Genomic DNA, 13069 nt, shown 5'->3' on the forward strand with positions numbered 1-13069 from the left:
CCGATGGTGAGCGGGAAACACTGTTCATTTTGGCGTGGCACTATGACGGCCCGACCGGGAGGAACTTGGGGGAACGGTGGCGCTTGAGATCGAGGACAAGTTCGACGTCCAGGACGACTTCACCCTGCCCGACCTGGGCGGAGTGCCGGGGTGCGCGCGGGTGGCGGAACCGCTGTCACACCGCCTGACCGCGGTCTACTTCGACACCGCCGACCTGCGCCTGGCCGCCCGGGGCGTCACGCTGCGGCGCCGGCGCGGCGGGGACGACGAGGGCTGGCACCTCAAGCTGCCCAAGGCCGCGGGCGCCCGCGAGGAGATCACCCGGCCGCTCACGCGCAGCGCGAAGACCGTCCCCGCCGAGCTGGCGAGCCTCGTCCTCGCGTACACGCGGGGCGCGCCGCTGGCGCCGGTGGCCCAGCTGGAGACCCGCCGTTCCATCGCGCTGCTGCTCGGTCCCGGGGACGCGCCACTGGTGGAGGTCGCCGACGACCGGGTCAAGGGCACCGTCCTCGGCGACGAGCCGGTGGTGCGGCGCTGGCGGGAGGTCGAGGCCGAGATCAAGGAGGGCGACCGCGAGATCCTCAAGAAGGTGGGCAAGCGGCTGCGCGGGGCGGGCGCCGTCCCCGCCACCAGCGGGAGCAAGCTCGCCCGGGTCCTCGGCGACCGCCTGCCCGCGCCGCGCCCGGCCACCCGGCCCGAGCCGGGCTCCGTCGGCGAGGTCGTCATCGGCTACCTCCGCGCCCAGGTCGCCGCGCTCGCCGCCCAGGACCCGCGCGTACGGCTCGCCGGGGAGGACGCCGTGCACCAGGCCCGGGTGGCCTGCCGCCGGCTGCGCAGCGCGCTCAAGGCGTTCAAGCGGATCGTCGTGGAGACCGAATCCGTGCAGGAGGAGCTGAAGTGGCTCGGCGAGGTGCTGGGCGAGGCCCGTGACCTGGAGGTCATCCGGGCGCGCTTCGCCGCCCGCCTCGACGCGCTCGACCCCCGGCTCGTCAGCGGTGACGCGCGCCGCAGGCTGGGCGACGACCTGCTCGCCAGGGAACACGAGGCGTACGACCGCATCCGGGCCGCGCTGGGCGGCGAGCGTTACTTCGCGCTGCTCGACGCCCTCGACGCGTTGGCGGCCGACCCGCCGCTGACGGCGGCGGCGGGCAAGGACGCGGGCAGGGCGCTGCCGAAGGTCGTGGACAGGAACTGGCGGCGGGTGGCCGACGCCTACGACGCGGCCCTCCGGGCGGAGGAGGGCGAGGAGCGCGAGACGGCCATGCACGAGGTGCGCAAGGCCGCCAAGCGCGCCCGCTACACCGCGGAGGCGGCCGGCCTGTCCGGGCCGGCCAAACGGGCCAAGGAGGTGCAGAAGGTGCTCGGCCGCCACCAGGACGGCGTGGTCGCCCAGGACACGCTCCTGGAGGAGGCGGGCCGGGCGAGGGAGGCCGGGGAGGACACCTTCACCTATGGCGTGCTCGCGGGCGTCGAGAGCGCCGAGGCGGCCCGCGCCCACGAGGAGTTCCCCGCCGTCTGGGCCTCCGTCACCGGATGATCCACCGGCCGGTCAGGTGACGTAGCGCTCCAGCGTGACCGCCCGGCCGGCCGCGTGGTGGAGGACGGCGAAGCCGCCCTTGGCGAGGGCGAGGTCGGCGGACCGCGTGCGGTGCAGCGCCTCGCCCGCCATGCCCAGCAGTGCGGGCAGCACCTTGCCGTGGCTGCACAGCACCGCCGCCTCCGCCGCGGCGAGCGAACCGCGCACCAGCCGTTCCGCCTCCCGGGGGTCGTAGCCGCTCTCCGACAGCGCCTTCTCCCCGCGCACCTCCAGGCCGTGCCGTTCCGCGTACGGCCCGATCGTCTGCGTGCAGCGCCTGCTGTGCGAGCTCACGAGCCGCTCCGGCCGGTACGCCCCGAGCACCGTGGCCAGGATCTCGGCCTGGGCGAGACCGCGCTCGTCCAGCGGGCGGTGGTCGTCGTCGCCCTGCCACTCCTGCCGCGAGCCCGCCAGGGCGTGCCGCAGGAAGACCAACGGGGTGGTCGCGAGGGGCGCGGCGCCGACGGCCCGCAGCAGGCGCCTGTCCCAGCCGTAGGTGAGGCGCCGCGCCGCCTCCTCGATCGGCAGCCAGACGACCTCGTCGACCTCCTCGCCGTCGCCGCCCGCAGCCCGCCCGTCGCCGGGATCGCGGGCGAGCCAGTAGTCCACCCGCTTGAGCCGGCCGTCCTTCAGGTAGTGCACGGGCGGGAGCGCGCGGCCGAGCACGACCCGGAGGCCGGTCTCCTCCCGCACCTCGCGCAGCGCCGCGGCGATCACGTGCTCGCCGTGCCTGAGCTTGCCCTTGGGCAGGCTCCAGTCGTCGTACGCCGGCCGGTGGACGAGCGCGATCTCCGGATCGGCCTCCTCGCCCCGCCACACGACCGCGCCGGCCGCTCTGATCACGCGGGCCTCCCTGAGCACACCGGTCGTCGTCACTCGGCACCGTCGTCCACGGTCCGCCAGCGGCGGCTCGCGATCAGGTGGTGCTGGAGGTCGGTCTCGCCCCGGTGGCGCAGCCACTTGCCGTCGGAGTGCAGCGTCCAGGCGGTGGCGTTGTCCTCGAACGCCAGGTCGAGCAGGTGGGCGAGGTACCTCCGGTGCTCCGGGCTGCTGACCTTGACCAGCGCCTCGACCCGCCGGTCCAGGTTGCGGCGCATCAGGTCGGCGCTGCCGATCCAGATCTCCGGCCGCCGTCCTCCGCCGAACTCGAACACGCGGGAGTGTTCGAGGAACCGGCCGAGCACGCTGCGTACGCGGATGGTCTCCGACAATCCCGGCACACCCGGCCGGAGCGTGCAGATGCCGCGGACCCACAGGTCCACCGGCACGCCCGCCTGCGAGGCGCGGTACAACGCGTCGATGACCGGCTCGTCCACCATCGAGTTCGTCTTGATCCGGATGCGGGCCGTGCGGCCGGCCGCGCGATGGGCGATCTCCTGCTCGATCCGGTCGAGCAGGCCCTGGCGCAGCGAGTCCGGCGCGACCAGCAGCCTGCGGTAGTCGGACTGGTGGGAGTAGCCGGTCAGGTGGATGAACAGGTCGGTCACGTCCTCGCCGACCTGCGGGTCGGCGGTGAGCAGGCCGAAGTCCTCGTACTGCCGGGCCGTCTTCGGGTTGTAGTTCCCGGTGCCGATGTGGCAGTAGCGCCGCAGTTCGCCGCCCGCCTCCTGGCGGACCACCATGGCGAGCTTGCAGTGCGTCTTGAGGCCGAGCACGCCGTAGACCACGTGGCACCCGGCCGTCTCCAGCTTGCGGGCCCAGGAGATGTTCGCGTGCTCGTCGAACCGCGCCTTGATCTCCACCACGACCACGACCTGCTTGCCCGCCTCGGCCGCGTCGATCAGGGCGTCCACGATGGGCGAGTCGCCGCTGGTGCGGTAGAGCGTCTGCTTGATGGCCAGCACGTCCGGGTCGGCCGCCGCGTCCTCCACGAACCGCTGCACGCTCGTCGCGAACGAGTCGTACGGGTGGTGCACCAGGATGTCGTGCTCGCGCAGGGTGGCGAAGAGGTCGTCCGCGATGCTCACCGCCTCCGCCGGCACGAACGGCCGGTAGCTGAGCTCGGGGCGGTCGAGATCGGCGATGGCGTGCAGCCCGGTGAGGTCCAGCGGGCCGGGCAGGCGGTAGATCTCGTGGTCGCCCACCCCCAGCTCGTCGACCAGCAGGTCGAGCACCTCGGGGGTGATGGTGTCCTCGACCTCCAGCCGCACCGGCGGCCCGAACCTGCGCCGCAGGAGCTCGCGCTCCAGCGCCTTCATCAGGTTCTCCGTGACGTCCTCGTCGATCTCCAGGTCCTCGTTCCTGGTGACCCGGAAGACGTGGTGCTGCACCACCTGCATGCCCTTGAACAGCTCGCCCAGGTGCGCCGCGATCACGTCCTCCAGAGGGACGAACCGGTCCTTCGACGCGTTCACGAAGCGGGGAAGCTGCGAGGGCACCTTCACCCGCGCGAACACCGTGTGGCCCGTCACCGGGTTGCGCACGGTGACCGCCAGGTTCAGCGAGAGCCCCGAGATGTACGGGAACGGGTGGGCGGGGTCGACGGCCAGCGGCGTCAGGACCGGCCGGATCCGCTCGCGGAAGAGCTTGCGCAGCGCCGTCCGCTCCTCCCTCGCGAGGTCGTCCCAGCGGACGATCGCGATGCCCTGCTCGGCCAGCTCCGGGCAGATCCGGTCGTGGAAGACCGCCGCGTGCCTGCGGGCGAGGTCGTCGGCGACCGACGCGATCCGGGTCAGCGCCTCGCTCGGCTTGAGCCCGCCCGGAGCCCGCAGCAGCAGCCCGGTCGCCATCCGCCGTTTCAGCCCGGCCACCCGTACGCGGAAGAACTCGTCCAGGTTGCTCGCGAAGATGGCGAGGAACCGCACCCGTTCGAGCAGCGGCACCGAGGGGTCCTCCGCGAGCTCCAGGACCCGTTCGTTGAACTGGAGCCAGCTCTCCTCACGATTGAGGAACCGGTCGTTCGGCAGCGGGGCGGGCACGGGGAGGTCGGCCTCCTCCGGCTCAGGCGAGGGGGAGCTTTGGGCGGACATATAACGAAATATGCCCCACTACGTTGAACAGAACGTTAACTTCGCAGCAACGAAACCGTCAGGCCGGTTCACCCCCGCCGGCCATGTCACCGGCCGTCCCGCCGGTCGTCTCGCGGGGGCGCCCCTCAGATCTCCCCGGGCTGCTGCCGTTCGAGGCTCCGGCCCCGCTCGCGCTGCTCGCGTTCCTTGGCCTTCTCCAGCTCGCGCTGGCGGCGTTCGAGCTCCTTGGCGCGTTCGCGCTGCTCGCGTTCGCGGGCCTTCTCCTGTTCGCGGCGGAGCTTCTCCTGCTCCTTGAGCTGCCGTTCGAGCTCCCTGGACCGCTCGCGCTGCTCGCGTTCCTTGGCCTTCTCCAGCTCGCGCTGGCGGCGTTCGAGCTGCCTGGCGCGTTCGCGCTGCTCGCGTTCGCGGGCCTTCTCCTGTTCGCGGCGGAGCTTCTCCTGCTCCTTCGCCTCGCGCTCGGTGGGCCGTGGCGTACGGGTCTCGGCGGCGGGGGTCAGGATCATCCCGCGGGTCGCGCCGGTGAGCCCGGGGTTGGCGTCGAGGCCCTTCAGGCCGTTCCAGGACAGGTTCACCAGGTGGGCGGCGACCTCCTCGCGGGCGGGCCTGCGCACGTCGAGCCACCACTGGCCGGTGAGGGCGGTCATCCCCACGAGCATCTGCGCGTACATCGGCGCGAGCTTGGGGTCGTAGCCGCGTTCCCTGAACTCGTCCGCGAGCACGTCCTCGACCTGGCTCGCGATGTCGCTGATCAGGCTGGCGAAGGTGCCCGTCCCCGACGCGGCGTGGGAGTCGCGGACCAGGATGCGGAAGCCCTCGCTGCTCTCCTCGATGTACTGCAGGAGGGCGAGCGCGGCGCGCTCCAGCTTGACGCGGGCGTGCGAGGCGGAGAGCGCCTGGGTGACCAGGCTCAGCAGGCGCTGCATCTCCCGGTCGATCACGACGGCGTAGATGCCCTCCTTGCCGCCGAAGTGCTCGTACACCACGGGCTTGGAGACCTTCGCGCTGGCCGCGATCTCCTCGACCGACGTGCCGTCGAAGCCCTTGTCCGCGAACAGGGCCCGGCCGACCTGGATCAGCTGCTCGCGCCGCTCCGCGCCGGTCATGCGTCTTCGCGTTCGGGAGGACTCGGTCACAGGTTCCATGATGGCGGTTGCCCCGGCCGGAACCCGGCCCGGGACGGATAAGGGGAGCGGCGCCGGTGCGGCCGTCATCGCGGCGGACGCCACCGGTGTGGCCGTCATCGCGGCGGACGTCACCGGAACGGACGTCATGGGAGAGGTGGTGGGAGACAGGGCCGCCGCCTGTGCGAAAGCGGCCCCGCCATCCGCGCCGACGGGAACGTCAGGCAATGCGCTTCGCCGCCAGCCGCTCCGGTGTCGGCCAGCGCACGTCGCGGGCCCAGCCGGCCTTCTCGAACCAGCGGATGAGGCCGGCGCTCAGGTCGATCTGGCCCTTCAGCGCGCCGTGCCGGGCGCAGGTGGGGTCCGAGTGGTGCAGGTTGTGCCACGACTCGCCGAACGAGGGGATCGCCAGCCACCACACGTTGCGGGACTTGTCACGCGACTCGAAGACCTCCTCGCCGAAGACGTGGCAGATGGAGTTGATCGACCAGGTGACGTGGTGCAGCAGGCCGATGCGGATGACCGTGCCCCAGAAGAACGCGGTCACCGCGCCCTGCCAGGACCACGTGATCAGGCCGCCCAGGATCGCCGGGAGCAGCAGGGAGGTGATCGCCAGGGCCGGGAAGGCCCGGTGCAGCTTCATCACGTCCGGGTCCTTCATCAGGTCCGGGGCGTACTTGGCGCGGTTGACCCGCTCGGACTCGAACAGCCAGCCGATGTGGGCGTACAGCAGGCCCTTGCACATGGACTTGAAGCCGGGGCCGAAGCGCCACGGCGAGTGCGGGTCGCCCTCCTTGTCGGAGAACTTGTGGTGCTTGCGGTGGGCGGCCACCCAGTCGAGCACGGACATCTCCAGCGAGAGGCTGCCGGCGATGCCGAGGGCGATCTTCAGCGGCCGGTTCGGCTTGAACGATCCGTGCGTGAAGTAGCGGTGGTATCCGACGGTGACGCCCAGGCCGGACACGATGTAGAACACCGTGGCGATCACGACGTCCGTCCAGCCCAGGCCCCAGCCCCAGGCGAACGGCACCGCGGCGAAGACCGCCAGGATCGGCGCGCCGACGACGATCGCGAAGACAACCAAGTCGGCCTTGCTCTTGTCCTGCGGTTCGAAGTCCGGCTTCGGCTGTGGTGCGGCGCGGTCGGTGACGACGGTCATGGGCTACCTCACGGGTGTTGGGAAGATTGTCTAGCTACGCGACCGTAACTTACGCCATCGTAAGTTAGGAACCCCTAAGAGCGAATGTGTGGAAGGTGACGCGCGGGGCCACATCTGGTGGCGAATCCAGGTCTTGCACCAACTCTCGGCAATCTGGTAAAGCCCGATGCCCCACCTCAGGGGCTCGTCGCCGGCCGCGCGAGGTCTACGGCGCCCTGCCCGAAATGTGGCCTACATAACATCCCGAGGCCCACTGTCAGGTGGTCCGGCTCCGGTCGCGGACCACGGCTCCGGTGCGGGGGGTCGAGTGGGGTGGGCCGGGCCGATGGGCGTCGCTTTTTGGGGGCGCGCGCGAGGGGTCGGCTCTGTATCCTGAGGTCGGATTCCGGTGCCTGTTGGAATCGGACAAACGGGGCTTTGGCCCATTCCCGGGTCGTCTAGGGGCAAGACTACAGATTTTGGTTCTGTCAACGGAGGTTCGAATCCTCCCCCGGGAGCCAGCCCGTCCGTTCGCCGTGCGCTCCGGGGGGCCTGGTTCCCACTCGGGGGACGGCAGGTAAGCTCACCTTGTCGAGCGGGTGACCGTGCGGTTCCGGGGTAGTGGACGCATGGAAGCCGCGCCACGTTTCGTGTGTAGTAAGCCGCGACGCCGAGGGAGCCTCAGTCCGTGAGTGTGCCGCGCCCGGCAGCCGTGATCGTCCTCGCCGCCGGCGAGGGCACCCGGATGAAGTCGAAAACCCCCAAGGTCCTCCACGAGGTCTGCGGCCGTGCGCTCGTGGACCACATGCTCGCCGCCGCCCGCGGCCTCGCCCCCGAACGGCTGGTCGTCGTCATCGGCCACGCGCGCGAACAGGTCGGTCCCCACCTGGCGGAGACCGCGCCGGACGCCCGCACGGTCGTGCAGGAGAAGCGGAACGGCACCGGCCACGCCGTGCGCACCGCGCTGGAGGCCGAGGGCCCGATCGAGGGCACCATCCTGGTGACGTACGGCGACACGCCGCTGCTGCGCGCCGAGACCCTGGCGGCGCTGCTGGAGCGGCACGCCGCCGACGGCAACGCCGTCACCGTGCTGACCGCCGTGGTCCCCGACCCCACCGGCTACGGCCGCATCGTGCGCGACGGTAGCGGCGCGGTGCTGGAGATCGTCGAGGAGAAGGACGCGTCCCCCGAGCAGCGCGCGATCAGCGAGATGAACTCGGGCGTGTACGCCTTCGACGGCGCGCTGCTGGCCGACGGCCTGCGCCGGATCGGCGCCGCCAACGCCCAGGGCGAGGAGTATCTGACCGACGTGCTGGCCATCCTCCGCGAGGACGGCCACCGGGTCGGCGCCCACGTCGCCGCCGACCACGCGGAGGTCGAGGGCGTCAACGACCGCGTCCAACTCGCCTTCGTGCGGCGGGTGCTCAACGACCGCATCCTGGAGGCGCACATGCGCGCCGGGGTCACCGTCGTCGACCCGGCCGGCACGTGGGTGGACGCCGGCGTCGTCATGGAGCCCGACGTCGTGATCCATCCCGGCACCCAGCTCAGGGGCGCCACGAGGATCGGGGCGGGGGCCGAGGTGGGGCCGGGCAGCACGCTGACCGACACCGTCGTCGGCGAGGAGGCCGTCGTGCGCAACACCGTGGCCGACGGCGCGGAGATCGGCGCCGGCGCCACCGTGGGCCCGTTCGCCTATCTGCGCCCCGGCACCGTGCTCGGGCGGGGCGGCAAGATCGGCGCGTACGTCGAGACCAAGAACGCGCGGATCGGCGAGGGCTCCAAGGTCCCGCACCTCACGTACGTCGGCGACGCGACGATCGGCACCGGCTCGAACATCGGCGCCGCCTGCGTCTTCGTCAACTACGACGGCGTGGGCAAGCACCACACCGTGGTGGGCGACCACGTCCGCGTGGGCAGCGACAACATGCTCGTCGCGCCGGTCACGATCGGCGACGGCGCCTACACCGCCGCCGGCTCGGTGATCACGTCCGACGTGCCGCCCGGGGCGATGGCGGTCGCCCGCGGCAGGCAGCGCAACATCGAGGGCTGGGTGGCGCGCCGCAGGGCCGGCACCCCGTCCGACGAGGCGGCCCGGCGGGCGCTGGCCGCCCCGGAGAGCGGCGCGCCCGAGCAGGGCGGCGGGGACGCCGCCGCGCGGTAAGGACCACCCGCGGCACGCGCCCCAGCGTGCCGCGCGGGGACAGGAAGAGTACGAGGCGCGGTTGCCCGACCGCGTAGCGCCGAAGGGCCAGGCCAGGAGGACACCGTGACCGACCACATCGACGGGGCGAAGGGGTTCGCGGGCCCCGGGCGAGGCGAGGGCACCGCGGACCGGCCGGCCCGGCCACAGCAGGCCCGGCATGGCCGACAGGCTCGACACGCGAGGAGCGCGGCATGAGCGGCAAGAAGACGACCGGCGAGCGGAACCTCATGTTCTTCTCCGGCCGGGCCCACCCCGAGCTCGCCGAGGAGGTCGCGAAGGCCCTCGGTGTCGAGATCACGCCGACCGCGCTGCGCGACTTCGCGAGCGGCGAGATCTACGTGCGCTACCTGGAGTCGGTGCGCGGCTGCGACGCCTTCGTGATGCAGAGCCACACCGCGCCGATCAACCAGTGGATCATGGAACAGCTGATCATGGTGGACGCGCTCAAGCGGGCCTCGGCCAAGCGGATCACCGTGATCATGCCGTTCTACGGCTACGCCCGCCAGGACAAGAAGGGCCGCGGTCGGGAGCCGATCACCGCCCGGCTGGTGGCCGACCTGTTCAAGCAGGCGGGCGCCGACCGGATGATGTCCATCGACCTGCACACCTCGCAGATCCAGGGCTTCTTCGACGGCCCGGTGGACCACCTGTTCGCGATGCCCGTGCTGATCAACTACCTGCGTGGCAAGCTCGACCCGGCGACGACCACGATCGTCTCGCCCGACACCGGCCGCGTGCGGCTCGCCGAGCGCTGGTCCGACACCCTGGGCACCCCGGTGGCGTTCATCCACAAGCGGCGCGACCTCGACGTGGCGAACCAGGTGAAGGTGCACGAGGTGGTCGGCAAGGTCCACGGCCGGACCTGCGTGCTGATCGACGACATGATCGACACCGGCGGCTCGATCTGCAAGGCGGCCGACGCCCTGTACGAGCACGGCGCGACCGACGTCATCGTGGCCGCCACCCACGCGGTGTTCTCCGGCCCCGCCGTGGACCGTCTGAAGAACTCCCGGATCTCCGAGGTGGTCGTGACCAACACGCTGCCCATCGAGGAGGAGAAGAGGTTCGACAGCCTCACGGTGATGTCGATCGCCCCGCTGATCGCCCGGGCCATCACCGAGGTCTTCACCGACGGCTCCGTCACCAGCCTCTTCGAGGGCGACGCCTGACCCGCTCGGGACCCCCGGACGTACCCGGGGGCCCGCGGAGTTCGCCTGGGAGTGGTGGTCAGTAGACGGCGCCCATCGCCGTACGCACCTCCGCGAGGGTCGCGGCGGCGACGGCGGCGGCGCGTGCGTTGCCGTCGCGGAGCACCCGGCGGACGTGGCCGCGATCCCCGGCGAGCTCGGCCCGCCGCGCCCGCAGCGGCGCGAAGTGGTCGTTGATCGCATCGGTGACCAGCGCCTTCAGCGCGGCGGCCCCCCGGCCGCCGATCCCGGCGGCGACCTCGTGCGGGTCCCGGCCGAGGCACAGCGCGGCCAGCAGGACGAGGCTGGACACCTCGGGCCGGGCGACCGGGTCGTAGGTGATGTGGCGCTCGGCGTCGGTCTTCGCGCCGCGGATCAGCCGGGCGGTCTCGTCGGCGGTCGCGGCCAGGGCGACGGCGTTGTCCCGGCTCTTGCTCATCTTGGCGCCGTCGGTCCCGAGCAGCAGGGGCGCCGCGGACAGCAGCGCCTCGGGCTCGGGGAACACCGGGTTCGAGGGGGTGCCGTAGCGGTTGTTGAAGCGGCGCGCGATGATGCGGGCGACCTCCAGGTGGGGCAGCTGGTCCTGCCCGACCGGAACGATCCCGGCCTTGCAGAACAGGATGTCGGCCGCCTGGTGCACGGGATAGGTGAACATCAGCCCGCTGACCGCCGACTGCCGCGAGTGGGCGATCTCGTCCTTGACCGTGGGGTTGCGGCCCAGCTCCGCGACCGAGACCAGGCTGAGGAACGGCAGCAGCAGCTGGTTGAGCGCGGGCACGGCGCTGTGCGTGAAGATCGTGGCCCGGCCGGGGTCGAGGCCGGCAGCCAGGTAGTCGAGCACCAGGTCCTCCACGCGCTCGGTGAGCCGGTCGGCGACGTCCCGGTCGGTCAGGACCTGGTAGTCCGCGACGAGCACCATCATCTCCACGCCCAGGTTCTGCAGGCGGACGCGGTTCTGCAGGGTGCCGAAGTAGTGCCCCAGATGCAGCCGGCCGGTCGGCCGGTCCCCGGTCAGCGCCCGGAACGTCCCGGGCCGCTCCCGTATCGATCTCTCCAGCTCGGCGCCGCGCCGTCGCGCGCCCGCCACGCCGAGGTCGTCGGACGGGCCGCTGTCCAGAGTGGTCGTCATGTGATCTCTCCCTTGGCAGGTGGTCCGCCGCCGGTGGCGACCCCTCGTCCAGGGAGCACGAAAAAGGGCCGTCCATCCGAACGGCCCGGTCGTACGCGTGAGATGGCCGCTCCTACCCGGAGCGCCACCAGCCCTGACACGACGTACGTTGCATCCCGCCAGTGTAACGACCACCTGGCCACTTCGGGAGACACTGAGCAAGCCGGAGGGGCGCGCCGCCGGTCTGGACTGAGGAGCGAGGAACGAGCGACGAGGGCTGTGTTGCTGGCGCGCCTCCGGCACGACCAGGCGGACGTGAGCGCCCCGACGAGCGACGCGGGAAACACGATAGGCTTTAGAGGTTGCGCTCGTAACGCCTTCCGCTAGGGCGGGTGAGGGGGAGCGCGTCATCCGTCGAACATCCCTAGGAGATGTGCCGTGTCCGAAGTACGCATCGCCGCCGAGCTCCGCGACGAGTTCGGCAAGGGCGCCGCCCGCAAGATCCGCCGGGCGAACAAGGTTCCCGCCGTCCTCTACGGCCACGGCACCGACACCAAGCACCTGACCCTCCCCGGCCACGAGCTGCTGCTCGCGCTGCGCACGCCCAACGTGCTCATCCGCCTGCACGGTGAGGGTGTGGACGAGATCGCGCTGCCCAAGGGCGTCCAGCGCGACCCGATCAAGGGCTTCCTGGAGCACGTCGACCTGCTCCTGGTCAAGCGGGGCGAGAAGGTCACCGTCGAGATCCCGGTCACCGTCGTCGGCGAGACGGTCGGCAGCGCCATCGTCGACCAGCCGCTGAACACGCTCTCGGTCGAGGCCGAGGCGACCCACATCCCGACCGGCGTCGAGATCGACGTGGACGGCAAGGAAGAGGGCTACACGGTGCTCGCGGGCGACCTGAAGCTGCCGGAGGGCACGACGCTGGCCGGCGACCCCGAGGCCCTGGTGCTGCACGTGATCGGCGCTCCGTCGGCCGGGCTGCCCGAGGAGGGCGAGGCCGCCGCCGAGGGCGAGACCGCCGAGGCCGCCGAGTAGGACCGATTCGTGAGAGAGTCCTCCGCGGGGTGTCCCGCGGAGGACTCTTCCATATGTGGAGACAGTGGAGGAGACAGCGATGTCCGACACGGCCGCGGAGCGGTGGCTGGTCGTGGGCCTGGGCAACCCCGGGCCGGAGTACGCCGGGAACCGCCACAACGCGGGCTTCATGGTGCTCGACGAGCTGGCGGCCCGGGTGGGCGGGCGGTTCAAGGCGCACCGGTCGCGGGCCGAGGTGGTCGAGGGCCGTCTGGCCGCGCTGCCCGTGGTGCTGGCCAAGCCGCTGTCCTTCATGAACCTGTCCGGCGGGCCGGTCAAGGCGCTGGCCGACTTCTACAAGATCACACCTGACCGGGTCGCCGTGGTCCACGACGAGCTGGACATCCCGTACGGCGCGCTGCGGGCGAAGCTCGGCGGCGGCGACAACGGGCACAACGGCCTGAAGTCGATCACGAAGTCGCTCGGCACGCGCGACTACCCGCGCATCCGGTTCGGCATCGGCCGCCCGCCGGGCCGGATGGACCCGGCGGCGTTCGTGCTGCGCGACTTCGCCACGGCCGAGCGCAAGGACCTGCCGTTCCTGGTGGACCGGGCCGCCGACATGGTGGAGTCGCTGATGACGGCGGGCCTGGAGGCGACGCAGAACCGGTTCCACGCCGACGACCTCAACCCGGCCAAGCCGCCCCGCTGAGGTCCCGCCGCCGGGAGCGCGAGGCTCCCGGCGGG

At 71.8% G+C, this 13069-nt stretch carries 10 protein-coding genes and 1 tRNA gene; 6 read left to right on the forward strand and 5 right to left on the reverse strand.

Features of this window, described 5'->3' with window-relative positions; translation table 11 throughout:
- The first annotated feature begins 76 nt into the window (after nt 1–76).
- Nucleotides 77–1537, forward strand: coding sequence for a CYTH and CHAD domain-containing protein (locus tag HHX33_RS17855; RefSeq protein WP_182875590.1), 1461 nt, complete (start codon nt 77–79; stop codon nt 1535–1537).
- 12 nt (nt 1538–1549) lie between these two features.
- On the opposite strand, the gene HHX33_RS17860 is transcribed toward HHX33_RS17855, so the two are convergent.
- The 4 genes from HHX33_RS17860 to HHX33_RS17875 form a co-directional block, all read right to left on the reverse strand.
- Nucleotides 1550–2419: an NUDIX hydrolase gene (locus HHX33_RS17860; protein WP_182875591.1), complete on the reverse strand. Its 870-nt coding sequence runs from the start codon at nt 2417–2419 to the stop codon at nt 1550–1552.
- 29 nt (nt 2420–2448) lie between these two features.
- Nucleotides 2449–4545 (reverse strand): RNA degradosome polyphosphate kinase, encoded by a 2097-nt coding sequence (locus HHX33_RS17865; protein ID WP_182875592.1) that lies wholly within the window; start codon nt 4543–4545, stop codon nt 2449–2451.
- 125 nt (nt 4546–4670) lie between these two features.
- Complete coding sequence (locus tag HHX33_RS17870; protein ID WP_220501913.1) at nt 4671–5648, reverse strand: TetR/AcrR family transcriptional regulator; 978 nt, start codon at nt 5646–5648, stop codon at nt 4671–4673.
- A 238-nt stretch (nt 5649–5886) separates the two neighbouring features.
- On the reverse strand, nt 5887–6825 hold the full coding sequence (locus HHX33_RS17875) for an acyl-CoA desaturase (protein WP_182875594.1): 939 nt from the start codon (nt 6823–6825) through the stop codon (nt 5887–5889).
- A gap of 426 nt (nt 6826–7251) precedes the next feature.
- Here HHX33_RS17875 and HHX33_RS17880 point away from each other — a divergent pair.
- The 3 genes from HHX33_RS17880 (at nt 7252) to HHX33_RS17890 (ending at nt 10179) form a co-directional block, all read left to right on the forward strand.
- Nucleotides 7252–7325, forward strand: a tRNA-Gln gene (locus HHX33_RS17880).
- A 167-nt stretch (nt 7326–7492) separates the two neighbouring features.
- Nucleotides 7493–8968, forward strand: coding sequence for a bifunctional UDP-N-acetylglucosamine diphosphorylase/glucosamine-1-phosphate N-acetyltransferase GlmU (gene glmU / locus HHX33_RS17885; RefSeq protein WP_182875595.1), 1476 nt, complete (start codon nt 7493–7495; stop codon nt 8966–8968).
- Between the two features lie 233 nt (nt 8969–9201).
- Nucleotides 9202–10179: a ribose-phosphate diphosphokinase gene (locus HHX33_RS17890; RefSeq protein WP_182875596.1), complete on the forward strand. Its 978-nt coding sequence runs from the start codon at nt 9202–9204 to the stop codon at nt 10177–10179.
- Between the two features lie 58 nt (nt 10180–10237).
- Here the strand turns inward: HHX33_RS17890 and trpS are convergent, their stop codons facing one another.
- Nucleotides 10238–11326 (reverse strand): tryptophan--tRNA ligase, encoded by a 1089-nt coding sequence (gene trpS, locus HHX33_RS17895; RefSeq protein WP_182875597.1) that lies wholly within the window; start codon nt 11324–11326, stop codon nt 10238–10240.
- Between the two features lie 417 nt (nt 11327–11743).
- Between trpS and HHX33_RS17900 the strand changes: the two genes are divergently transcribed.
- Nucleotides 11744–12343: a 50S ribosomal protein L25/general stress protein Ctc gene (locus HHX33_RS17900; protein WP_182875598.1), complete on the forward strand. Its 600-nt coding sequence runs from the start codon at nt 11744–11746 to the stop codon at nt 12341–12343.
- A 79-nt stretch (nt 12344–12422) separates the two neighbouring features.
- Nucleotides 12423–13034: an aminoacyl-tRNA hydrolase gene (gene pth / locus HHX33_RS17905; protein ID WP_182875599.1), complete on the forward strand. Its 612-nt coding sequence runs from the start codon at nt 12423–12425 to the stop codon at nt 13032–13034.
- The last annotated feature ends 35 nt before the right edge of the window (nt 13035–13069 follow it).

The sequence above is a fragment of the Microbispora sp. H10670 genome (assembly GCF_014161385.1).
Classification (GTDB): domain Bacteria; phylum Actinomycetota; class Actinomycetes; order Streptosporangiales; family Streptosporangiaceae; genus Microbispora; species Microbispora triticiradicis.